The organism is Variovorax sp. YR566 (genome assembly GCF_051992195.1).
In the GTDB taxonomy this organism is placed as follows: Bacteria; Pseudomonadota; Gammaproteobacteria; order Burkholderiales; family Burkholderiaceae_C; genus Variovorax.
Genome location: NZ_CP197092.1, coordinates 4,332,230 through 4,354,084, shown reverse-complemented (window position 1 = coordinate 4,354,084; position 21,855 = coordinate 4,332,230). Strand labels below are relative to the sequence as shown.

The 21,855-nt window shown below is 66.4% G+C and carries 16 protein-coding genes and 1 riboswitch; of the genes, 8 read left to right on the top strand and 8 right to left on the bottom strand.

The features are described 5' to 3' along the window. The first annotated feature begins 2 nt into the window (after positions 1-2). A complete protein-coding gene (locus ACTG4X_RS20445) occupies positions 3-3,182 on the top strand; it encodes a PilC/PilY family type IV pilus protein (RefSeq protein ID WP_440531752.1) in 3,180 nt (1,059 codons plus the stop codon). A 13-nt stretch (positions 3,183-3,195) separates the two neighbouring features. Further along, the gene (locus ACTG4X_RS20440) at positions 3,196-3,657 is read left to right on the top strand and encodes a type IV pilin protein (protein ID WP_093175970.1); all 462 of its coding nucleotides are present in this window, start codon (positions 3,196-3,198) and stop codon (positions 3,655-3,657) included. Between the two features lie 35 nt (positions 3,658-3,692). On the opposite strand, the gene nrdR is transcribed toward ACTG4X_RS20440, so the two are convergent. The 3 genes from nrdR to ACTG4X_RS20425 all read right to left on the bottom strand — a co-directional run bounded on the left by nrdR (position 3,693) and on the right by ACTG4X_RS20425 (position 6,442). Further along, complete coding sequence (gene nrdR / locus ACTG4X_RS20435; protein WP_093175968.1) at positions 3,693-4,136, bottom strand: transcriptional regulator NrdR; 444 nt, start codon at positions 4,134-4,136, stop codon at positions 3,693-3,695. Positions 4,137-4,160: 24 nt separating this feature from the next. Further along, a complete protein-coding gene (gene glyA, locus ACTG4X_RS20430) occupies positions 4,161-5,405 on the bottom strand; it encodes a serine hydroxymethyltransferase (RefSeq protein WP_093073667.1) in 1,245 nt (414 codons plus the stop codon). 41 nt (positions 5,406-5,446) lie between these two features. Next, positions 5,447-5,572, bottom strand: a riboswitch (ZMP/ZTP riboswitch). Between the two features lie 30 nt (positions 5,573-5,602). Further along, positions 5,603-6,442, bottom strand: coding sequence for a lytic transglycosylase domain-containing protein (locus ACTG4X_RS20425; protein WP_093055958.1), 840 nt, complete (start codon positions 6,440-6,442; stop codon positions 5,603-5,605). A 736-nt stretch (positions 6,443-7,178) separates the two neighbouring features. Between ACTG4X_RS20425 and ACTG4X_RS20420 the strand changes: the two genes are divergently transcribed. Next, on the top strand, positions 7,179-10,994 hold the full coding sequence (locus ACTG4X_RS20420; protein ID WP_440531751.1) for a DUF748 domain-containing protein: 3,816 nt from the start codon (positions 7,179-7,181) through the stop codon (positions 10,992-10,994). Positions 10,995-11,208: 214 nt separating this feature from the next. Further along, on the top strand, positions 11,209-14,079 hold the full coding sequence (locus ACTG4X_RS20415; protein ID WP_440531750.1) for a DUF349 domain-containing protein: 2,871 nt from the start codon (positions 11,209-11,211) through the stop codon (positions 14,077-14,079). 113 nt (positions 14,080-14,192) lie between these two features. On the opposite strand, the gene ACTG4X_RS20410 is transcribed toward ACTG4X_RS20415, so the two are convergent. From ACTG4X_RS20410 to ACTG4X_RS20390, 5 genes are all read right to left on the bottom strand, one after another. Then, on the bottom strand, positions 14,193-14,984 hold the full coding sequence (locus tag ACTG4X_RS20410; RefSeq protein ID WP_093056401.1) for a zinc-dependent peptidase: 792 nt from the start codon (positions 14,982-14,984) through the stop codon (positions 14,193-14,195). A 17-nt stretch (positions 14,985-15,001) separates the two neighbouring features. Next, a complete protein-coding gene (locus ACTG4X_RS20405; protein ID WP_426388940.1) occupies positions 15,002-15,778 on the bottom strand; it encodes a UDP-2,3-diacylglucosamine diphosphatase in 777 nt (258 codons plus the stop codon). Between the two features lie 19 nt (positions 15,779-15,797). After that, the gene (locus ACTG4X_RS20400; protein ID WP_093056403.1) at positions 15,798-16,310 is read right to left on the bottom strand and encodes a peptidylprolyl isomerase; all 513 of its coding nucleotides are present in this window, start codon (positions 16,308-16,310) and stop codon (positions 15,798-15,800) included. A 32-nt stretch (positions 16,311-16,342) separates the two neighbouring features. Further along, the gene (locus ACTG4X_RS20395) at positions 16,343-16,951 is read right to left on the bottom strand and encodes a peptidylprolyl isomerase (protein ID WP_440531749.1); all 609 of its coding nucleotides are present in this window, start codon (positions 16,949-16,951) and stop codon (positions 16,343-16,345) included. A gap of 61 nt (positions 16,952-17,012) precedes the next feature. Beyond that, entirely contained in the window at positions 17,013-17,603 is a 591-nt protein-coding gene (locus ACTG4X_RS20390) for a tetratricopeptide repeat protein (RefSeq protein ID WP_093056405.1), read from the bottom strand. A 204-nt stretch (positions 17,604-17,807) separates the two neighbouring features. Between ACTG4X_RS20390 and cysS the strand changes: the two genes are divergently transcribed. Genes cysS through tilS form a run of 4 tightly spaced genes read left to right on the top strand, consistent with a single transcriptional unit; the run spans position 17,808 to position 21,842 of the window. Further along, positions 17,808-19,184: a cysteine--tRNA ligase gene (gene cysS / locus ACTG4X_RS20385; protein ID WP_440531748.1), complete on the top strand. Its 1,377-nt coding sequence runs from the start codon at positions 17,808-17,810 to the stop codon at positions 19,182-19,184. A 17-nt stretch (positions 19,185-19,201) separates the two neighbouring features. After that, a complete protein-coding gene (locus tag ACTG4X_RS20380; RefSeq protein ID WP_093056579.1) occupies positions 19,202-19,852 on the top strand; it encodes a DNA-3-methyladenine glycosylase family protein in 651 nt (216 codons plus the stop codon). Positions 19,853-19,868: 16 nt separating this feature from the next. Continuing rightward, complete coding sequence (locus tag ACTG4X_RS20375) at positions 19,869-20,849, top strand: acetyl-CoA carboxylase carboxyltransferase subunit alpha (RefSeq protein ID WP_093056407.1); 981 nt, start codon at positions 19,869-19,871, stop codon at positions 20,847-20,849. 15 nt (positions 20,850-20,864) lie between these two features. Beyond that, positions 20,865-21,842: a tRNA lysidine(34) synthetase TilS gene (tilS, locus tag ACTG4X_RS20370; protein ID WP_440531747.1), complete on the top strand. Its 978-nt coding sequence runs from the start codon at positions 20,865-20,867 to the stop codon at positions 21,840-21,842. Positions 21,843-21,855 lie beyond the last annotated feature (13 nt).

Here is a 21,855-nt window from a genome sequence, read left to right as displayed (position 1 = left end):
AGATGAGGATCAGGAAGCTGCCGGGACGCGCCGTCGTGTCCGGCCTGGTGCTGGCACAGACCGTCGTGCACGCCGCGCAGTATCCGCTGGCGCAGGTGCCGCGAAATGCCGCGGTCGCGGAGCCGGCGCCGAACGTGATCGTTTCCGTCGACAACTCCGGAAGCATGTACGGCAGCGGCATGGCTGCCCTGCAGGCTGCTCTCAGGGAGAACTTCTCCGAGGCCAACATTCCCGATCTCCGCATCCGCCTCGCCTGGCAGGCGCTGAACGACGATCGCAGTGATCGCAACTGCGCTGCATTCAGAAGCGCCGCGCTTCCTTGCAGGATCGGCGGACGTGTCAACGCGAACCTGATGCGTTCGCTGGACCGGACGCACCGCGCCAATTTCATGGCCTGGGTCAATGCCGTTCAGGCGACGGGGGGCACGCCTCTTCACGAAATGATGACCCGTGCCGGCGAGTACATGCAGATCACCGGCCAGCACAGCCCCTTCTCGGATGATCCGGGTGTGGCCGGAGCCCCGCAGTCGGGCTGCCGCAGGTCGTTCCACATCTTCATGACAGATGGCGACTACTGGCCTCCCTCGGGGTTCGAGAGCTTCATGCCCATCGTCGCCAACGAAGACGGCACGCACCGCTGGCTCCCGGACGGCACCCTCTACGCGCCGTACGCACCCTATGCCGACAACTTCGGGAGGATGAAGCGTCCGACGCTCGCTGACTTGACCTTCGAGTACTGGGCCCGCGATCTGCAACCAGGCGTGCCGAACAACCTGAAGAAGATCATTGCCGAACCGGGCGACGTGACAGTGGGGCGTGCCAAGGTTCCCGAGTACTGGAATCCCAAGAATGATCCGGCCACCTGGCAGCACCTGACGACCTACTTCATCGGGTTCGGTGCTGCGGGTGACTGGTGGTCGCGACCGAAAATCTCGACGACTGCATTGCACCCCACCTACAGCGGAGACTATGCCGGCGTGGTCGACGGCTCGATCCAATGGCTGGATCCGTTCAGTGGCAATGCACGCATGGACCTCTGGCATGCCGCCCTGAACAGCCGTGGCACGTTCACGCCGGCTTCCAATGCCAAAGCCCTGAGCAGCGCCTTCAAATCCATCCTTGGACAGGTCCTGGTCAACACCGGCACCCCGCTGACCTCCATTTCCGCCAGCGCTTCCCGAGTCTCGACAGGCACTTCCGTCTATCAGGCCGGCTACGACACGGCCGACTGGTCCGGCAGACTCAGCGCCACGAAGTTCGGCACCGACGGCAGGCCTGCTGCCAAAGCCGACTGGTCGGCGCGCGACCTGCTCGATACCCGCATGGCAAGCACTGGCGCACACGACCGGGACCGCGTTGTACTCAGCTTCTCCGGCACCACGGCTGCGTCGGCAGGCCGCGCAGCGACCACCGGCGCGGGCGTGCCGTTCAGGTGGGCCCACTTGGGCGACGCGCAGAGGGCCGCGCTCAAGGCCAGCACCGACACCGACGCCGAGAGCACCGCCCTCGGCCGGGCCGTGCTCGACTTCCTGCGCGGCGACCGCAGCAACGAGGGCGCCGGCCGCCAGTTCCGCAAGCGCGGCCATGTGCTCGGCGACATCGTGGGCTCCAGCGTCTGGTACGCGGGACAGCCGAAGAGCGGCTTCACCGGCAACGCCTATGCGGCGTTCGCGGCCATCCCCCGCGCGCCGATGGTCTATGTCGGCGCCAACGACGGCATGTTGCATGCTTTCAACGCGAGCACCGGCAAGGAGGCGTTCGCCTACGTGCCCGAAGGCCTCTACGGCACGGCGGCGGCGCCGAATCTCAAGCGGCTCAGCGAGGGCGGCTACACCCACCGGTACTACGTCGACGGCAGTGCCTTCGTCGCCGACATCTACATGGGGCCGACATCCTCGGCCAAGACGACCGACGAGCAGAAGGCGGCGAACTGGAAGTCTTTGCTCGTGGGCACGCTGGGCGCGGGTGGCAAAGGCTATTTCGTGCTCGACGCCACCAGGCCCGAGAGCGTCGACGAGGGCAAGGCCGCCAGCGTCGCGCTGATCGACACGACCGCGCTTGCGGACGACGACCTGGGCCATCAGTTCCAGCAGCCTGCGCTCGATTCCTTCTCGGGGCGGGCGCTGCAGGTCGCCCGGTTGAGCAACGACCGAAAGGCCCTGATCCTGGGCAACGGCTACAACAGCAAGAGCGAGAAGGCGGTGCTGTGGATCCAGTATCTCGATGGCGACAAGGCGGTGCTCAAGATTCCGGCGCCGGTCACGCAGGAGAAGGACACGGGCAACGGCCTGTCCGCGCCACGTCCGGTGGACCTCAATGGCGACGGCAAGGTCGACCTTGTCTACGCCGGAGACCTGCTCGGCAATCTCTGGAAGTTCGACCTCGGCGGCACCGACAGCCGTCAGTGGAAAGCCACGATGGGGCCTCTCAGCTCGGATCGTCCGGCCGCAACCGGGGCCGCGACCCCGTCCGGCCTCGACAACAAGCCGCTGTTCGCGGCCGGCGCCAGCCAGCCGATCACGACGGCGCCGGTGGTTGTGGGGCATCCGCGCGGTGGCTACATGGTGGTGTTCGGCACCGGTCGGCTGTTCGCCTCCGGCGACGAGCGCTCGACCGCCGACCAGTACCTGTACGGCATCTGGGACCCGGTCAACGGAAGCTCGGGCACCGCGACGAGGAGCGACCTCGTGGCGCAGACCATCGGCGCCACACCGGTCGAGGAGGGCGATGCCGAGTTGCGCACCGTCTCCCACAACGCCGTGAGCTACACCGGCTCGGAGGCCAAGCGCGGCTGGCACCTGAAGCTGCCTGCGTCGGGAGAGCGTGTCGTCTATCCGGGTGATGTGCTGACCAGCGGCATCGGGCTGTTCTCGAGCACCATTCCCGGCTCAGGCAGCAATTCGGTCACCTGCACCGCCGGAACGGGCGACGACGGCTGGTCGCTGGTAATCGACTTCTTCAGCGGCTCGGCGCCCGAGGGCATTGCGTATTCCACTTCCGGCGCGGTGGGGGCCTATGCCGGCTTCCGGAATCGCTCCGGCAAGGACGACATGGTTCTTCAGCCGAAGAACAAGGAAAAGGGCAAGGACGTGATCTGCAATGCCGCCGGAGAGTGCAAGACGTTGACACGGCCCGACGTCGTGCGCCGCTTCGGCTGGCGCAGCCTGATGTCGACCGACTGAAGGGAGGAGAACCATGAAAAAGCAATCCAGGACACAGACTGGTAGACGGGGCCGCTCGCGCGGCTTCACGCTGATCGAACTCATGATCGTGACGACGGTGATCGGCATCCTCGCCGCCATCGCCTACCCGAGCTACACGCGCTACGTGCTGCGGGCCAAGCGCGCCGATGCCAAACAACAGTTGTTGCAGGCGGCGCAGTGGACCGAGCGCTACATGACCGCCAACGGACGCTATCCGCCGGCGACCGTCGCGCTGCCGGCCGGACTGGGGCAGTCGCCGTCGTCCGGCACGGCGAACTATTCCATCAGCTATGTCGCAAGAAACGAGACCAGCTACACCTTGCAAGCCGTTCCAGCGGGGGCTTCGCGCAATGACGAGTGCGGAACCCTCACGGTCAACCAGCTGGGCGTCAAGCTGGCGGGCAGCAGCACCGACGCTTCGAGTGCGCTGGTGCAGCTTTGCTGGAACCGTTGAGGTGCCTGTGAGAGTACGTCGGTTGCCGACGCGGCTCAGATATCGCGCAGCAACTGCCTGAACTCGTCCACGTCCTCGAAGCTGCGGTACACCGAGGCAAAGCGCACGTAGGCGACCTTGTCGAGCTTCTTGAGTTCGCGCATCACGAGCTCGCCGACCTTGGTCGAGTCGATTTCGCGCAGGCCGCTGGCCAGCAGCTTCTGCTCGATGCGCAGCAGGGCGTTGTCGATCTGCTCGATGCTCACCGGGCGCTTGCGCAGCGCCAGCATCATGGAGGCGCGCACCTTGGTCGATTCGAAGTCGGCGCGGCTGCCGTCCTTCTTCACGACGACGGGAAAATTGACGTCCGGCCGCTCGTAGGTGGTGAAGCGCTTGTCGCAGGCGCTGCACTGGCGGCGCCTGCGGACAAAGTCGGCGTCTTCCGAAACGCGGGTCTCGACGACCTGCGTTTCAAGATGACCGCAAAAAGGGCATTTCATGCGGTCAGGTCTTCTTGCTCGGAATCAGCGGTAGACAGGGAAGCGGCTCGTCAGCGCGTGAACCTTGGCGCGCACGGCATCGATGTTCGCCGCGTCGCGCGGGTTCTCGAGCACGTCGGCGATAAGGTTTGCAGTGATTCGGGCCTCTTCGTCCTTGAAGCCGCGGGTGGTCATGGCGGGGGTGCCAATGCGCACGCCGCTGGTGACCATCGGCTTTTCCGGGTCGTTGGGGATCGCGTTCTTGTTGATCGTCATGTGGGCGCTGCCCAGCACGGCTTCGGCTTCCTTGCCGGTGATGCCCTTGGCGCGCAGGTCGACCAGCATCACGTGGCTTTCGGTGCGTCCGCTCACGATGCGCAGGCCGCGCTGGGTGAGGGTGTCGGCCACGATCTGGGCGTTCTTGACCACCTGTTGCTGGTAGGCCTTGAACTCGGGCGCCATGGCTTCCTTGAAAGCGACGGCCTTGGCGGCGATCACATGCATCAGCGGGCCGCCTTGCAGGCCGGGGAAGATGGCGCTGTTGATGGCCTTCTCGTGCTGCGACTTCATCAGGATGATGCCGCCGCGCGGGCCGCGCAGGCTCTTGTGGGTGGTGGAGGTGACCACGTCGGCATGCGGCACCGGGTTGGGGTACACGCCCGCGGCCACGAGGCCTGCGTAGTGGGCGATGTCGACCATGAAGATCGCGCCGACGTCCTTGGCCACCTTGGCGAAGCGCTCGAAATCGATGCGCAGCGAATACGCCGAGGCGCCCGCGATGATGAGCTTGGGCATGTGCTCGTGCGCCTTGCGTTCCATCGCGTCGTAGTCGATGGCTTCGTTGGCGTCCAGGCCGTAGCTCACGACGTTGAACCACTTGCCGCTCATATTGAGAGGCATGCCGTGGGTCAGGTGGCCGCCTTCGGCCAGGCTCATGCCCATGATGGTGTCGCCGGGCTTCAGGAAGGCGAGCATCACGGCTTCGTTGGCCGAGGCGCCGCAATGCGGCTGCACGTTGGCGGCGTCGGCGCCGAAGATCTGCTTGACGCGGTCGATGGCCAGCTGCTCGGCCACGTCGACGTGCTCGCAGCCGCCGTAGTAGCGCTTGCCCGGATAGCCTTCGGCGTACTTATTAGTGAGCTGCGAGCCCTGGGCAGCCATGACGGCCGGCGAGGCGTAGTTCTCGCTGGCGATCAGCTCGATGTGATGTTCCTGGCGCGCGTTTTCGGCTTGAATCGCGGCCCAGATTTCGGGATCGGTCTGTTCGACCAGGATGTTGCGTTGGTACATGGCAGTCCTTTGAAGACGAGGTCCTTGTTCTTCAACCAAACAAGGGCTGCCCAGGCGAACGGCTGAACGCCTGTTGTGGTCAGGCGGTACGCTTCCCAGTGGTATTCCACGTCAGCGCGTGGCACCGTGTTCGGGTGCTGCGCCTATCGCCAGTCGCGTACCCGCCGAGTGTAGCTCACACCCGGCCCGAAACCTCTTCAGGAAACGGAGGAGAGCAGGGCCACCTTGGCCGGCTCAGTGCGTTCTTCGGCAGGCTTGGGCGGTGTTGCCACAGGGATCGGCTGCGGACGCACGGTTGGCGGCGTGACCGTCGACGGCGCGCGGCCGTTGGCCACCTGCAGCAGGCGTTCGTGCTCGGCCATCACCTTGGCGGCGTAGCCGCCGTCGTCCTCGAGGTTGGCCGCGCCCACGTAGTAGCGCAGGCCGCCTTCGAGGGAGCCGGCGCGCGAGATGCATTCCTGCAGCACCTTGACACCGACGCGCATGTTGGTCACCGGGTCGAAGGCGGTGAGCGTGCCGCCCGCGCTTTCGTACTTGTCGCCGTGCACGCGGGTCATGACCTGCATGAGGCCTTGCGCGCCGACCTGGCTCTGGGCGAACGGGTTGAAGCTGGACTCGACGGCCATGATCGCGAGGATCAAGGTCGGGTCGATCTTCGTGCGCTTGCCAATGCCATAGGCCTCGGCCACGAGCACGCTCAGCGGTTCGGCGGCCACGCGGTACTTCTTGCTCAGCCAGTAAGCCACGGCGGCCTGCTGCTTGGGCAGGTCGGCGGGGCTCGCGGCCGTGGTGCGCTCGATGGCGGTGGGCTCGAGATCGGTGACTTCAGGCGCAGGCTTGCGCGACTGCAGCCAGCCCATCAGTTGCTCCTCACCGGTCTTGCGCAGGTCGGGCCGCGCCACGAGGGCGAGGGCCGCGAACACAATGGCCAGGCCGACCAGTGCAAACCCGTTGTGGGTAATTTCAAAAAAGCCGTCTGCCACATCGGACACGAAGGTCCTTAGCCCGCGGGCCGTGACATCAAACGCCTTGTTCATCGCTCTTCCTTTCTGTGCGGCACCCGAGTCGCAACGCCACGGAAGGCGAGGGATGAAGGCAGCGGCGCTTGGATTGGTACGAATCAGGCTCCGCGCATGGAGTGAAGGGGGTTAGGGGCGCGGCGACCTGATCAAGCCGGGGGAGTTCGGCAGCGGATTCAGGGTGGCTCTGCCGCGTCGGGCGGTCAGAGCAGGGCGGATTCTAGCGTGGCTAAATACCCGGTCAAGCATAAGGATTTGCTTCGTTATGCTAATAGTTGTTTAAAAAAGTTGCCGTTTCGAGGCGTTTCGGCTTAGGGGAAATCCCTTTGTAAAACGCGTTTGCAATCCGAGGGTGCGACGCCTAATCTGGACGGGCCTGAGCTTTTCAGGTGTTTTTCCGAGGTCCGGCAGCCCGAGGTGCAAGTCAAGGGTTCAGCGTCCGAGGATCCACGGTGGCAATCTCTTGCTGCCAGCACGGCAGGAACCATTGACTTCCGGTCGCGCGAATCGATGGCATGGGTTTTGTGCCCGCCATCAAGCCCGGTGACTAGACACTCCGTCGAATCACCGGGCTTTCTTTTGGCTCGCCCCCAGGCTGCGCGCACTTCGTGTCGCTTCTCCTACCCCCTGCCGGGGGCAACGCCTGAGGCCCGGCAAAGCCGGTTCCTCGGTGTTTCTTGCATTTCTTCCGGAGGTGGGCTTGCGTCCTTTTTGCGTACCTCGCGTTGCCGCTTGTTTGCGGCACACTCTGGCGATGGACGTAGCTTCGATCAAACAAAACAAATGGGTGCGACGTGGGATCGTCGCGGTGCTGGTTCTGTTGGCCTTCTGGGTCATTGCCTGGCTGGCGGTGCCGCCGATTGCCAAGAGCCAGCTTCAGAAGATCGCAAGCGAGAAGCTGGGGCGGCAGGTAACAGTCGGCAAGATCGATTTCAAGCCCTGGACACTCGAACTCACGCTGAACGACCTGCGCATTGCCACCGCGGATGGCAGCAAGTCGCAGGTGGCCGTCAGCCGCATCTACGCCGACGCCGAACTGCAGTCGATCTTCCGGCTCGCACCAGTGATCGACGCGGTCACGGTCGACGGGCCTGCAATCCTGCTCACGCACCAGGCCGACGGCAAATACGACATCGACGACATCCTTGCCAAGCTCTCGGCCGGCCCGCCGCCCGACCCGAACGCCAAGCCGGCGCGCTTTGCCATCTACAACATCGCAATCAATGGTGGTTCCGTCGACTTCGACGACCAGACCGTCAAGCGCAAGCACGAGCTGCGCGACTTCGTGCTCAAGGTGCCCTTCCTGAGCAACCTCGATTCCAAGCGCGACATCAACACCGAGCCCAAGCTCGCCTTCGCGCTCAACGGCAGCAAATTCGACTCGGCGGCTTTCACCACACCCTTCTCCGACAACCGCAAGACCGACGCCCACGTGCAGTTCAAGGGGCTGGACCTCGTGCCGTACCTTGGCTACATCCCGGGCGGCCTGCCGGTGAAACTCCAGGCGGGCAGCCTCGATGCCGACCTGAAGATCGGCTTCGAGCAAGCCGCGACCACCGGCCTGAAGATCACCGGCACGGTCGAGGCGCACGCCACCAAGGTGGCTGATGCGCGTGGCCGCGACCTGCTGGCCTTCGATTCGCTCAAGCTGGCATTGGCCGACGTGCGCCCGTTGGAGTCGGTGTTCCATCTGAGCGAAGTCGCGCTGGTCAAGCCGCAACTGGCGGTGGCGCGCGACGCGGCCGGAAAGCTCAATCTGCTGGCCACCGACCCGGCCACCGGCGCGACCGAGAAGGTCGCGTCACCACCCGCCGCGGCAGCGAGCGCACCGGCCGGCAAGCCGGCACCAAAGCCCGTTCTGAAGGTGCAGGTCGACAAGGTGGCCCTGAACGGCGGGCGCATCGGCTGGCGAGACGAAACCGTCAATCCCGCTGCCGCCGTCGACCTGACCGACCTCGGCATCGACGTCACCGGCGTCACCTGGCCGATGGAAAAGCCGGCAGAGTTCAATGGCAGCACGGCCATTGCCGGCGCCTCGCTCAAGTTCAAGGGCAGCGCTACAGACAAGGTGGCCGACGTGCAGACCGAGGTCGACGCGCTGCCGCTGTCACTGGCCGCACCTTATCTGGCGCAGAGCCTGGAGCCCACGCTGGACGGCAAGCTCAGCGGGCAGATCGACATCGCCTGGGCCCAGCCCGATCTCAAGTTCAAGGCGCGCCGCCTCGCCGCCGACGGGCTCGCGCTGACGCAGGCCAAGACCGCGCTGGCCAGCGTCGGCCGCTTCGAACTTGTCGACGCCGAGGTCGACATGACGAAGCACACATTGAATGTGGCCTCGTTCACTGCGACCAACCCCAAGGTGCGCGTGGAGCGCGACAGCGAGAAACGCTGGATGTTCGAGCGCTGGCTCAAGACGCCGGCCGGCGGCGGCACCAAGGAAGCCGAAGCGAAGGTCGCTGCCCCCAAGCCTGCGGCCGCCGAAATGCCGCAGCCCGGCGCCAACACCAGGCCCTGGGCGCTGACCATCGGCACGCTGGCGGTCGACAACGGCGCGCTCTCCTATGCGGACAAGGCCGGCGCGAACCCGGTGACCGTGGAAGTCACTGCCTTCAAGCTCCACGCCCAGAAGATCGCGCCCGACACCAATACGACGTCGCCGCTCGAAGTTTCCGGCCGCATCGGTTCAGGGCGCTCCGACCCAGGGCGCTTCGACTACAAGGGCAATGTCGTGCTCAAGCCGCTCGCGGCCGAGGGCCGGCTGGAGGTGGTGTCGTTCCCTGCCCATACCTTCAAGGCCTACTACGCGGATGCGCTCAACGTCGACATCCGCCGCGCCTTCGCGAGCTATCGCGGCACGGTGCGCTATGCGACGTTGCCGGCGGGCATGAGCATCAAGCTGTCGGGCGACACCGCACTCGACGACTTCCGCGCCAACAGCGTCTCGCTCACCCAGTCGCCCGGCTTCGACCGCAACACCAACCAGCTGCTGAGCTGGAAGACCCTGAGCCTGCGCGGCCTGCAGGTCAGCATGGCGCCCAACGCGCCGCCGAACGTGGACGTGCGCGAGACCACGCTGACCGACTTCTTTGCCCGCGTGATCATCGACCCCACCGGCCGGCTCAACCTGCTGAACCTGACCAAGAAGGGCGAGGCGCAAGCCAACGCCGTTGCTGCGGCAGCTGGCGAAGCCTCCACCCGCAAGGGCCCGGGCGGCACGACCACCACGACACGAGCCGTGCCGGCGAGGCCTTCGGGCGGCGCACCGGTGTCGGCCGAAAACATGGTCGGGGGAGCGCCCGAGCCGGCCAAGCCGGCGGCAGCCGCCGCGCCAGTCGCTAGCGCGCAGGCGGACAGCGGCCCCGCGCCCGTCATCAACTTCGGCCCGATGAGCCTGGTCAACGGCAAGATCGACTTCACCGACCTGTTCGTCAAGCCCAACTACTCGGCCGACCTCAGCGAGCTGACCGGCAAGCTCAGCTCGTTCTCGTCGAACCCGCCGAAGGGCGAGAGCGGCCGGCCCGCGCTGGCCGACCTCGAACTGCGCGGCAAGGCGCAGCAGACAGCCGCGCTGGAAATCACCGGCAAGCTCAACCCGCTGGCCAAACCGCTCGAACTCGACATCACCGCCAAGATGCGCGACCTCGACCTGGCCCCGCTGTCGCCGTACTCGGTGCGCTACGCCGGCCACGGCATCGAGCGCGGCAAGATGAGCATGGACGTCAACTACAAGGTCGCCCCCGATGGCCAGCTGACGGCCACCAACAAGCTGGTGCTCAATCAGCTGCAATTCGGCGACGAAGTTGCGGGCGCGCCTGCCAGCCTCCCGGTGAAGCTGGCCGTGGCCCTGCTGGCCGACCGCAACGGCGTGATCGACGTCGACCTGCCGCTCAGCGGCTCGCTCAACGATCCACAGTTCAGCGTCGGCCCGCTGATCTGGAAGGCCGTGGTCAACCTGATCGTCAAGGCCGTGACGGCACCGTTCAGCCTGCTTACCGGCGGCTTGGGCGGCGGCAGCGGTGAATCGAGTGCCATCACCTTCGAGCCCGGCAGTTCCGAGCTGAGCACCGCCGCGAAAGAAGGCCTGGACAAGGTCGCGAAGGCGCTGACCGACCGGACCACGCTGCAGATGACGGTGATCGGCACTTCCAGCCTCGAGAAGGAGCGCGACGCCTACCAGCGCCAGCGCGTGCGCCAGCTCGCCTACGCCGAGAAGCGCCGCGTTGCGGTGCGCGGCGGCCAGACCGGCACCGACGTGCCACCCGTCACCGACGCCGAATACCCGGAGCTGCTGACCGCCGTGTACAAGCGCGCAGACATCACCAAGCCGCGCAACCTCGTCGGCCTGGCCAAAGACCTGCCGGTGCCGGACATGGAAAAACTGCTGTTCGCCAGCGTGCCGGTCGACGAGGAGTCGATGCGCCAGCTTGCGGTCGAGCGCGGCGCGGCCGTGCGCGACTACCTGCTCGCGAAGAAGCTGCCGAGCGAGCGCCTCTTTCTGGGAGCCGTGCGCACAAGTGCCAGCGGCAGCGACTGGAAACCGGGCGCCGAGCTCAGCCTGACCATGAAGTGAGATGCGACGACCCGATCAGGATCCGGTCCGCGGACTTGGTTTTTTTCTCCAGCTTGCTATATATGTAGTCCGTTAACCTCCACGCCCACAACCCCGCGTACGCCACCGTTTCTGGACGGAATTCAATGGCTAGCCGCAAGTGGGTGAAAATGTCGATGTGCGCCGGCCTTTGCCGGCGCCTTCGCTTTCTCTACCAAGACAACGATTTCGCGCAGTGACCTCTACTTCTTCCAAGCCACACGACCTTCAGGCCCTCGACACGCTCACCGGCGGCGCCTTCACCGCGCCGACTTCCGGCGAGCGCGCCGCGCGCATCCGCGACTGGCTCGCGGGCACTCCCACTGCCGAGCAGATGCAGGAGGTCTTCAAGGAGCTGAGCGGTCGTGACAAGGGCGCCGCGCGCCTGCTGCGCGAAAAGCTCGACGAACTCAAGCGCGCCAAGGGGCAGGAGGCAATTGCCGCCGAATGGGCGCAAAAGGCCGAGGCCCTGCTGGGGCAGTCCAAGCTCAACATCGCCGATGCACTGGCCTGGCAGCGCGACGCCGCCAAGGCCGGCGCGCCGCTGTCGCGCGAGCCGCTGGCCGGCCTGAAGCTCAAGCTGGCCGAACGCGTCAAGGGCATCGAAGACCTGCAGCACCGCGCCCAGGTGCACCGTGAAGCCGCCGTGCTGCTGGCGCAGCGCTTCGAAGTGCTGTCCACCAAGGGCTGGCAGGACGCCCAGGCCGCCGAAGAATCGCTGCGCGCCGACGTGACCCACTGGCAGCAGCAGGCGGCCGAAATCACGACCGACGCCAACTGGACCAGCCTCGACGCCAAGTTCGCGCCGCAGCTCGAATCGTCCAAGTCGCAACTGCTGGTGGTGTCCGATGCGTTCCACAGCGCATTGGCCCAGGCCCTTGCTGCTGCCGCCGATGCTGCTGCGCCGCTGCCGCCCGTGCCCGTGTGGGCCGACGAACTGCGCGCCGCGCGCGGTGAGGTCGTGGCACCTAAGCCCGCCGCGCCTGCTCGCCCCGCCGCACCCAAGGTCGATCCGGCCGTGCGCGCCGCCGCGCAAGACGCCGTGCAGGCCGCGCTCGCCAAGCTCGAACAGGAAACCGCCGAAGGCCATGGCAAGGCCAGCGCCGGCGCGGCTGCCGCGCTGCGCGCCGTGCTCAAGGAGCACGGCAAGCTGGTCGAAGCGCCGCTCGAAGCCCGCGTGCATGCCGCGCTGGTGGCAGCCGGCGAACTCGAAGGCTGGCAGCGCTGGAGCGCCGACAAGGTGCGCGAAGACCTCGTCGCCAAGGCCGAAGGCCTGCTCAAGCGCCCCGAAGGCCAGGCCCTTGGCGGCCGCAAGATGCAGGAAACGCTGCGCGCCCTGCGCGACCAGTGGAAGCAGGCCGACCAAGGCGGCGTGCCGAACCACGCGCTCTGGAAGCGCTTCGACGAAGCCTGCAACGAAGCCCACAAGGTGGTCGAGGCCTGGCTCGAAAAGGTTCGCGCCGATGCGGCCGAGCATCGCGCGCTCCGCGTCGCGCTGATCGAGGAAGTCAAGGCCTGGGCCGCCGAGCATGCCGGCGCCACCGACCTGAAGGCGCACAACCGCGCGCTGCACCAGTTCGCCGACCGCTGGCGCGATGCCGGTCACGTGGGCGAAAAGGTGTTCGCAGAGCTGCAGCCGCTGTGGAACGAAGCCTTCGGCGCGGCTCGCGCTCCGTTCGAGACGGCGCAGAAGGCCAGCGTCGAACGCCGCCAGGCCATGATCGCCGAGGCGGCTGAACTCGGCGCCCAGCCGATGCTGCGCATCGACGCCGTCAAGGCGTTGCAGCAGCGCTGGCAGGCCGAGGCGCAGAGCGTGCCGCTTGACCGCCGCCACGAACAGAAGCTGTGGGACGCGTTCCGCGCGCCTATCGACGAAGCCTTCAATCGCAAGACGGCAGAGCGCGAAAAGGCGTCGGCCGCGATGAGCGAGCACGACCGCTATGTGCTCGAAGCGTCCAAGGCGCTCGACGCAGCCAATGCCGGCGGCGACGTGCAGAAGATCCGCGCCGCCATTGCCCGCCTGGAAGGCGCGCTGCGCGGTGAAGCGCCGCCGCCCGCGCCGAAGGCCGAGCAAGCCGCTGTCGCGACCGACGGCCCATCGGTCGGCGCGACCGAGGTCGTGGCCCCGGGGCAGGCGGCTGCCGAATTCGGCGAAAGCGCCGAGCAGGCACCGAGCCCGAGCGATGCGGAAGCCTCGCCCGGCACGACCGCCGATGCAGCGCCCGCCGCTTCGGCCGATCTCGTGGCGCCCGCCGACGGCGCCGATGCTTCGGCACGCACCGATGGCGAGGCGCATGACGCCGGCGAAGCCGACGCTGCGGAAGCGCCAGCCGCGGCGCCGAAGCCCGCACCGAAGCCAGTCGTGGCCATGCGTGGCGACGACCGCCCGAGCAGCAAGAAAGCCGAAGCAGCGCCTGCAGCCCGCGGTGCCGGTGGCCGTTTCGGTGACCGTCGCGATGGTGGACGTTCCGGTGCCGGTGGCTCGGGTCGCCCTGGTGATCGCGGCGACCGTGGGGCGCCCCGTGGCGACGCGCGTGGAGATCGCGGTGCACCAGCCGGCCGCTTCGGCGATCGTCCGCCGCGCTTCGAAGATCGCGGCCCGCGCCTGGGCGACGCAGCCTTCCGTGCGCAGCGCGAAGCGCTCGAACGCGCCGACATGGCGCTGCGCAAGCTCGCAGCACAAGCGCATGGCGAAGCCCTGACGCAGGTGCTGGGCGCATGGGAACAGCGCGACGCCAGCCGCTTGCCGAGCATCCAGGAACTGGGCCGCGCGGTCACGCCCGCGGTGCGCACTGGATGGTCGCAGGCCATCGGCTCTGCGCCGACGGCCGCCGCTAACGATGCCGCCGAAGCGCTGCTGCGTCTCGAAATGGCCGCCGAAGTGCCGACACCTGCCGAGCAACTCGACGCGCGCCGTGCACTGCAACTCAAGCTGCTGACGAAGCGTGGCGATCCGGCCCCGGCCCAGACCTGGGGCCAGGATGCCGGCAAGGTGCTGGCCGCGGCGCACGATGCTTCCAGTGCGCGCCGTCTGCAGAATGCGCTGAAGGCATTGCTGCGCAAGTAAGAGCCAACCTCCAAAGCCTCCGGCCAGATATCGATGGCCATGAAAAAGGCGCCCTGCGGGGCGCCTTTTTCTTTGGGGCAGTTGCTGCAAATCGACTGCCCCCTGTTCAGGTGTCAGGGCCTTCTGGGCAGAAAGAATTCATCGAAGAGCGCGAGCACGCCGGGGAAGTCGCGAGCGAAGTTGGGACGGCTCACGAAGTAGGCCTCACAGGCTACCGCGAAGAATTCGCTGATCGACGTGGCGCCATAGGCGTCGAGCCACGGCGGCTCGGTGCCGAAGCGCTCCGCCTTGATGGTCTGCTCGCGGAAGTCGTCGTAGGCGGACTGCAGCACGGCGAGCCAGGCTTTGCGGGCCGCGCGCGCGTTGCGCTGGCCCGCAAAGCCGGGCGGCAGCGGCGGGCAGCCGTTGGCGTCGCCGCTGCGCATGTCGATCTTGTGGGCGAACTCGTGGATCACGACGTTGTAGCCGCGCTCGCTGGTGACGCTGCTCGCCAGCACGTCGTCCCAGCTCAGCATGACGGGGCCACGCTCCATCGCTTCGCCAGCCACGACTTCGCCGTACTCGTGCACCACCTGGGCCTCGTCGACCACCTTGCGTCGCGCCACCACCTCGGAGCGGTGCACGACGATGCCGACGAAATCGTCGTACCAGTTCAGTCCGCCCTTGAGGTGCAGTACCGGCAGCACGGCCTGGGCCGCGATGGCCAGCGCCACTTCGTTGGTGATGGTGAAGCCCTTGGCGCCGTGGAATTCCTTGTCGCGCAGGAACTCGGCCGTCAGCGTGCGAAGGCGTTGCCGGTCGGCGTCCGGCAGTGCGCCCAGGAAGGCGTAGCGCCTGAGTGCGGCCTGCCAGGCGGCTTCAGGAATCGGGGGCAGGGCGCGCAGGCGGCGCAGCCACTTGAACATTGCTGGCGGCGGCGCGGCTAGCGCAGATCGACGCGCTGCGCGCCGGCAGTGGAGAGGCACAGCAGCTGCGCGCGCGGCGGATGCGCGGCGGCATCCCAGTCGCTCAGCACGACGCGGCGCAGGCCGTTGCCCATGTCGTGATCGGCGGGGCGATGCGTGTGGCCGTGCACCAGCGTGCTGGCGTTTGCCTGTTGCAGCCACTCGCGTGCGGCGGCGGTGTCGACATCGGCCCAGACGGTCGACGGATTGCGCTTGCGGTCTTCGCTCTGCACGCGCATGGAGCGCGCGAGCGCACGGCGCTCTTCCAGCGGCCTTGCGAGGAACGCGGCCTGCCACTCGGGCGTGCGAACCTGCGCGCGGAACTTGAGGTACTCGGTGTCTTCCAGGCAGAGGATGTCGCCGTGGCTCAGCAGCCAGCGCTGACCGTGCAGCACGAGCACCGTCGGGTCGTCGAGCAGCGTGAGGCCGCACTGCGTCGCAAACGCCGGGCCGACGAGGAAGTCACGGTTGCCGTGCATGAAGAACACCGGCAACCGCTGCGCGGTGCGGCGCAGCAAGTCGGCACACTGCGCCTCGAAGCCGGGGAGGGTGGCCGAATCGTCGCCGACCCACACCTCGAACAAATCGCCGAGGATGATCAGCGCGTCGGCAGGCGTGGTCTGCAGATAGCCCTGCCAGGCTTCGAAGGTGGCGGGCTCGCCGGCCTGCAGGTGCAGGTCGGAAATCAGGTCGACGGTGCGCCACGCGGGCGGCGCCACCAGCTCGGTAAAAGCCGGGTTCGCCACAGTCGTCATGCCGCGTCGCGCCTGTTCGTCATTCAGCGGTGACAACGGCCTTTTCGATCACCACGTCTTCGAGCGGCACGTCGTCATGGAAACCCTTGCGGCCCGTCTTCACGGCCTTGATCTTGTCGACCACGTCGGTGCCGTTGATGACCTTGCCGAACACGGCATAGCCCCAGCCCTGGGCCGAAGGTGCGGTGTGGTTCAGGAAGCCGTTGTCGGACACGTTGATGAAGAACTGCGCGGTGGCCGAGTGGGGCGCGCTGGTGCGGGCCATCGCCACGGTGTAGTTGTCGTTCTTCAGGCCGTTGTTGGCTTCGTTCTGGATTTCGGCGTCGGTGGGCTTTTGCTTCATGCCAGGCTCGAAACCGCCGCCTTGCACCATGAAGCCGGGGATCACGCGGTGGAACACCGTGTTGTCGTAGTGACCCTTCTTCACGTACGAGACGAAGTTCTCGACCGACTTCGGCGCCTTGGCGGCGTCGAGTTCGAGCGTGATCACGCCGTAGTTCTTGATATGCAGTTCGACTTGGGGGTTGCTCATGAGGGCTCCTGCTTGAGAAAGGGGGAAAGGGATTACTTCGCCAGCAGCGTGGCGGACTTGATGGTGACGGCTTCGAGCGGCACGTTCTGCATGCCGCCCTTGTTGCCGGTGGCCACCGCGCGGATCTTGTCGACCACGTCGGCGCCGGCAACGACCTTGCCGAACACGGTGTAGCCGTAGCCGTCGGGGTTGGGCGCGTTGAGCGAGTCGTTGTTCTTCACGTTGATGAAGAACTGCGAGGTCGCGGAATTCGGATTGCCGGTGCGGGCCATGGCGATCGTGTACTTGTCGTTCTTCAGGCCGTTGCTCGCTTCCAGAGGAATGGGCGCGCGCGTGGGCTTTTGCTGCAGGTCGGCCGTGAAGCCGCCGCCCTGGATCATGAAGCCGTCGATCACGCGGTGGAACACCGTGCCGTCGTAGTGCTTGTCCTTGACGTACTGCAGGAAGTTCTCGACCGACTTGGGCGCCTTGGCTGCATCGAGCTCGACCACGATGTCGCCGGCCGAGGTGGCGAGCTTGACGCGCGGTGCCGCGGCCGTTTGTGCATAGCCCGTGGCGGCGAACGTGAGTGCGGCGGCCAGAACGAGGGCGCTGCGGCGGCTGAAACGGGAGAGGGTGTGAGTCGTCAAACGGGGCTCCATGTGCGGATGAAGGGACGGGGCTGCGCGGCTGGCACCTTGGCGGCGCCCATGCAGGCGGCGATTACTTGCTGGTGCGGCCGACCGGCTTGCGGATGACCACCGGCGGCGCGGGCAGGGCGGCCGCTTCGGCTTCGGCCTTTGAGCTGAAGATCTGGCGGATCAGCGCGAGCTTGGGCGCGACGCTGGCGTTGGTGCTGGCGAACTGCTGCGCGCGCACGTATTCCTGTGCCGCGAGGCGGGCGTACACGTCGCCGAGGTTCTCGTGCGCCGTGGCGTAGTTCGGGTTGAGCTTGAGGGCTTGCTCGAGGGCGTTGCGCGCCTGGTCGAACTTGCTTTGCGAAGCGTACAGCGCGGCCAGGTTGTTGTAGGGCTCGGAGAGCTCGGGGAAATCTTGCGTGAGCTGCGTGAAGGCGGTGATGGCCTCGGCCTGCTTGTTCTGCTCGGTGAGGATCACGCCGCGCAGGAAGCGCATCTGCGGGTCGCGCGGCTTGCCGGCGATGTAGGTGTCGGCCTTGGCGAGCGCTTCGTTCGACTTGCCCTGGCGCAGCAGCGCGTTCACGTCGTCGTATTCGTTGGCGTGCACGGCGGAGCCCCACAGGCTGAACAGCAGTGCGAAGGCAATGGAGAGTCTGGAGAATGCGGCGTGCTTCATGAAGCCTCGGCGGAAATGGGGGGAGATGCAGGCTTGCGGGCTTGGGGAACACCCGAACGCTGCGCGGTGGCAGCCGTTTATACTTGGTTTCATTGTAGCCGAGGGGCCATGTCCAACCCCTCGCGACCACAGTCCCCGTCACCCCTGAAAAACACCGTCGTTCGCCCGTGCCGTACGTGCGCGAAGCGACGCTTTCCGAATCTCATGAGTCTGCGCATCTACAACACGCTGTCGCGTGAATTGGAGGAATTCTCCCCATTGCAACCGGGACAGGTGCGCATGTACGTTTGCGGCATGACGGTCTACGATTTCTGCCACATCGGCCACGCCCGCATGATGATGGCGTTCGATGTGGTGCAGCGCTGGCTGCGCGCCAGCGACTACGCCGTGACCTACGTGCGCAACATCACCGACATCGACGACAAGATCATCGCCCGCTCCGTGCAGCGCGGCATCACCATCCGCCAGCTGACCGACGAGGTGATCGCGGCCATGCACGAGGACATCGGCGCGCTCGGCATCGAGCCACCCACCATCGAGCCGCGCGCCACCGAATACGTGCCGCAGATGCTCGGCATCATCGAGAAGCTGGAGCAAAAAGGTCTGGCCTACCGCTCGGACAACGGCGACGTCAACTACGCGGTGCGCAAGTTCCCGGGCTACGGCAAACTGTCGGGCAAGTCGCTCGACGAGCTGCATGCGGGCGAGCGCGTTGCCGTGCTCGACGGCAAGCAGGATCCGCTCGACTTCGTGCTCTGGAAGGCCGCAAAGCCGACCGAACCCGCCGACGCCAAGTGGGAAAGTGCCTACGGCACAGGCCGGCCGGGCTGGCACATCGAGTGCTCGGCCATGAGCTGCGCCACCCTGGGCGAGACCTTCGACATCCACGGCGGCGGGGCGGACCTCCAGTTCCCGCACCACGAGAACGAAATCGCCCAGAGCGAAGGCGCCAACGGCAAGCCGCTGTCGCGCTTCTGGGTGCACAACGGCTTCGTGCGCGTGGACAACGAGAAGATGTCCAAGAGCCTGGGCAACTTCTTCACCATCCGCGAAGTGCTGCAGAAGTACGACGCCGAGAGCCTGCGCTTCTTCCTGGTGCGCACGCATTACCGCAGCGCGCTCAACTACAGCGACGCGCACCTCGACGACGCGCGCAATTCGCTCAAGCGCCTGTACACCGCGCTCGACCTGGTGGCCCCGGCCGACGTGGCCATCGACTGGGCCGATCCCCATGCGGCGCGCTTCAAGGCCGCCATGGACGAGGACTTCGGCACGCCCGAAGCCATCGCCGTGCTGTTCGAGCTGGCTGGCGAGGTCAACCGCACCAAGTCCGCCGAGATCGCCGGCTTGCTGAAGGCGCTGGCCGGCTCGCTGGGTCTGCTGCAGGGCGACCCGCGGGCCTTCCTGCAGGCCGGCAGCACGCTGGACGACGCGGCCATCCAGGCCCGTATCGCGGAGCGCGCCGCCGCCAAGGCCGCGAAGAACTTCGCCGAAGCCGATCGCATTCGCCAGGAACTCCTCGAGCAGGGCATCGTGCTCAAGGATTCGCCCACGGGCACGACCTGGGCGGCTGCGCAGTGAACGGAACGACGAACCCCATGCCCGCCAGCAAGAAGACCAGCGTTCAGATCTACACGCCGGACTATTGGGAAGAGGCATGCAAGCACCTCTCGCGGAAAGACCGCGTCATGAAGCGGCTGATTCCGAAGTTCGGCGACGCGTGTCTCGAATCGCGCGGTGATGCGTTCACCACGCTCGCTCGCAGCGTCGTGGGCCAGCAGATCTCGGTGAAGGCCGCGCAGTCGGTCTGGGACAAGTTTGCCGCGCTGCCGCGCAAGCTGACGCCGGCCAACGTGCTCAAGCTCAAGGTCGACGACATGCGCGGGGCAGGGCTGTCGGCGCGCAAGATCGAGTACCTGGTCGACCTGGCCCTGCATTTCGATTCGGGCATGGTCCACGTCGATGCGTGGAAGGACATGTCGGACGAGCTCATCATCGAAGAACTCGTGGCCATTCGCGGCATCGGCCGCTGGACGGCCGAGATGTTCCTCATCTTTCACCTGATGCGTCCGAACGTGCTGCCTGTAGACGACCTGGGGCTGCTCAACGGCATCAGCGTCAATTATTTTTCGGGCGATCCGGTCAGCCGAAGCGATGCCCGCGACGTCGCCGTGGCCTGGGCACCATATTGCAGCGTGGCGACTTGGTATATTTGGCGATCGCTGGACCCGGTTCCAGTCGCGTACTGAACAACAGGAGAAGACGTTGGCGAAACGAACCTTCCTCGACTTCGAGCAGCCCATTGCTGAACTCGAAACAAAGATCGAAGAATTGCGCTATGTGCAGACTGAATCCGCGGTCGACATCTCTGAAGAAATCGATCAGCTCGGCAAGAAAAGCCAGCAGCTCACCAAGGACATTTACAGCGACCTGACGCCCTGGCAGATCACCAAGATCGCACGGCATCCGGAGCGCCCCTACACGCTCGACTACGTCAACGAAATCTTCACCGATTTCGTCGAACTGCACGGCGACCGGCATTTCTCGGACGACCTGTCGATCGTGGGCGGCCTCGCGCGCTTCAACGGCGTGCCCTGCATGGTGCTCGGCCACCAGAAGGGCCGCGACACGAAGGAGCGCACCGCGCGCAACTTCGGCATGAGCAAGCCCGAGGGCTACCGCAAGGCCTTGCGCCTGATGAAGACGGCCGAGAAATTCAAGCTGCCGGTGTTCACCTTCGTGGACACCCCCGGCGCGTACCCCGGCATCGACGCTGAAGAGCGTGGCCAGTCGGAAGCCATCGGCCGCAACATCTTCGAGATGGCGCAGCTCGAAGTGCCGATCATCGTCACCATCATCGGCGAAGGTGGCTCCGGCGGCGCGCTGGCCATCTCGGTCGGCGACCAGCTGCTGATGCTGCAGTACTCGATCTACTCGGTGATCAGCCCCGAAGGCTGCGCTTCCATCCTGTGGAAGACCAGCGAAAAGGCGCAGGAAGCTGCCGATGCGCTGGGCATTACCGCGCACCGCCTCAAGGCGCTGGGTTTGGTCGACAAGATCGTGAACGAGCCCGTTGGCGGCGCGCATCGCGACCATCGTCAGATGGCTGCGTTTCTCAAGCGCGCGCTCAATGATGCCTTCCGCCAGGTCAGCGACCTGAAGCCGAAGGAACTGCTGGAGCGCCGCTACGAGCGCCTGCAGAGCTACGGCCGCTTCAACGACACCAAGGCCGACACCGGCAGATAACGCGCAGGCGCTGTCATGAACTCCGCTTTCGAACGCGCCGTTGCCGCGTTCGAGCCGGCGCATTGGCCGCTGGCGGTGGGGTTCAGCGGCGGTGCCGATTCAACCGCCTTGCTGGCCGCCTGCGCGGCGCGCTGGCCGGGGCAGGTGCTTGCCTTTCATGTGCATCACGGGCTGCAGGCTGCGGCCGACGGCTTCGAGCAGCATTGCCGTGTGGTGTGCGAGCGCATGGCCGTGCCGCTGGTTGTTCATCGCGTCGATGCCCGGCATGCGCCGGGCGATAGTCCTGAAGACGCGGCCCGCCGTGCTCGCTATGGGGCGTTTGCCGAGATGGCGCGCGCTAATGGGGCGAGGGCGGCTATCAAATCCATAGCGCTGGGGCACCATGCCGACGACCAGGTCGAAACCCTGCTGCTGGCGCTGTCTCGCGGCGCGGGGCTGCCGGGGCTGGCGGCCATGCCGGCGCATGCGCAACGCCACGGGCTCGACATCTACCGGCCGCTGCTTGCGGTTGCCGGCGCCGATATCCGTGAATGGCTGGCCGGCCGCGATCTGCCGTGGATCGAAGACCCGACCAACGGCGACGCGCGCTACACCCGCAACAAAATCCGCTCCGCGCTGCTGCCCGCGCTGGAGCAGGCATTTCCGCAGTTTCGCGCCACCTTTGCGCGAAGCGCCGGCCACGCCGCGCAGGCGCAGCTGCTACTGAGCGAACTGGCGGCGCAAGACCTGGACGCCGTGGGCGACCCGCCGCGCATTGCGACGCTGCAGACGCTGTCGCGTGCCCGCCAGGCCAACGTGCTGCGCCACTGGCTGATGCAATCGCATGGCTGCGCCCCCAGCGCTGCGCAGCTCGACCAGCTGCTGGACCAGGTCCGCGCCTGCACCACGCGGGGCCACCGCATCCACCTCAAGGTGGCCGCTGGTTTCGCCCAGCGGCAGGGCGATTTCCTGCATTGGTACAATGCCCCGCCCTCGCCAAAGACTTTGCTCTGACAGCTTGCAGGGC

Bases quoted from the DNA above. Each gene is read 5' to 3' on its own strand.
- ACTG4X_RS20445 (WP_440531752.1), top strand. From the start codon at position 3: ATGAGGATCAGGAAGCTGCCGGGACGCGCCGTCGTGTCCGGCCTGGTG.
- ACTG4X_RS20440 (WP_093175970.1), top strand. From the start codon at position 3,196: ATGAAAAAGCAATCCAGGACACAGACTGGTAGACGGGGCCGCTCGCGC.
- nrdR (WP_093175968.1), bottom strand. From the start codon at position 4,136: ATGAAATGCCCTTTTTGCGGTCATCTTGAAACGCAGGTCGTCGAGACC.
- glyA (WP_093073667.1), bottom strand. From the start codon at position 5,405: ATGTACCAACGCAACATCCTGGTCGAACAGACCGATCCCGAAATCTGG.
- ACTG4X_RS20425 (WP_093055958.1), bottom strand. From the start codon at position 6,442: ATGAACAAGGCGTTTGATGTCACGGCCCGCGGGCTAAGGACCTTCGTG.
- ACTG4X_RS20420 (WP_440531751.1), top strand. From the start codon at position 7,179: ATGGACGTAGCTTCGATCAAACAAAACAAATGGGTGCGACGTGGGATC.
- ACTG4X_RS20410 (WP_093056401.1), bottom strand. From the start codon at position 14,984: ATGTTCAAGTGGCTGCGCCGCCTGCGCGCCCTGCCCCCGATTCCTGAA.
- ACTG4X_RS20405 (WP_426388940.1), bottom strand. From the start codon at position 15,778: ATGACGACTGTGGCGAACCCGGCTTTTACCGAGCTGGTGGCGCCGCCC.
- ACTG4X_RS20400 (WP_093056403.1), bottom strand. From the start codon at position 16,310: ATGAGCAACCCCCAAGTCGAACTGCATATCAAGAACTACGGCGTGATC.
- ACTG4X_RS20395 (WP_440531749.1), bottom strand. From the start codon at position 16,951: ATGGAGCCCCGTTTGACGACTCACACCCTCTCCCGTTTCAGCCGCCGC.
- ACTG4X_RS20390 (WP_093056405.1), bottom strand. From the start codon at position 17,603: ATGAAGCACGCCGCATTCTCCAGACTCTCCATTGCCTTCGCACTGCTG.
- cysS (WP_440531748.1), top strand. From the start codon at position 17,808: ATGAGTCTGCGCATCTACAACACGCTGTCGCGTGAATTGGAGGAATTC.
- ACTG4X_RS20380 (WP_093056579.1), top strand. From the start codon at position 19,202: ATGCCCGCCAGCAAGAAGACCAGCGTTCAGATCTACACGCCGGACTAT.
- tilS (WP_440531747.1), top strand. From the start codon at position 20,865: ATGAACTCCGCTTTCGAACGCGCCGTTGCCGCGTTCGAGCCGGCGCAT.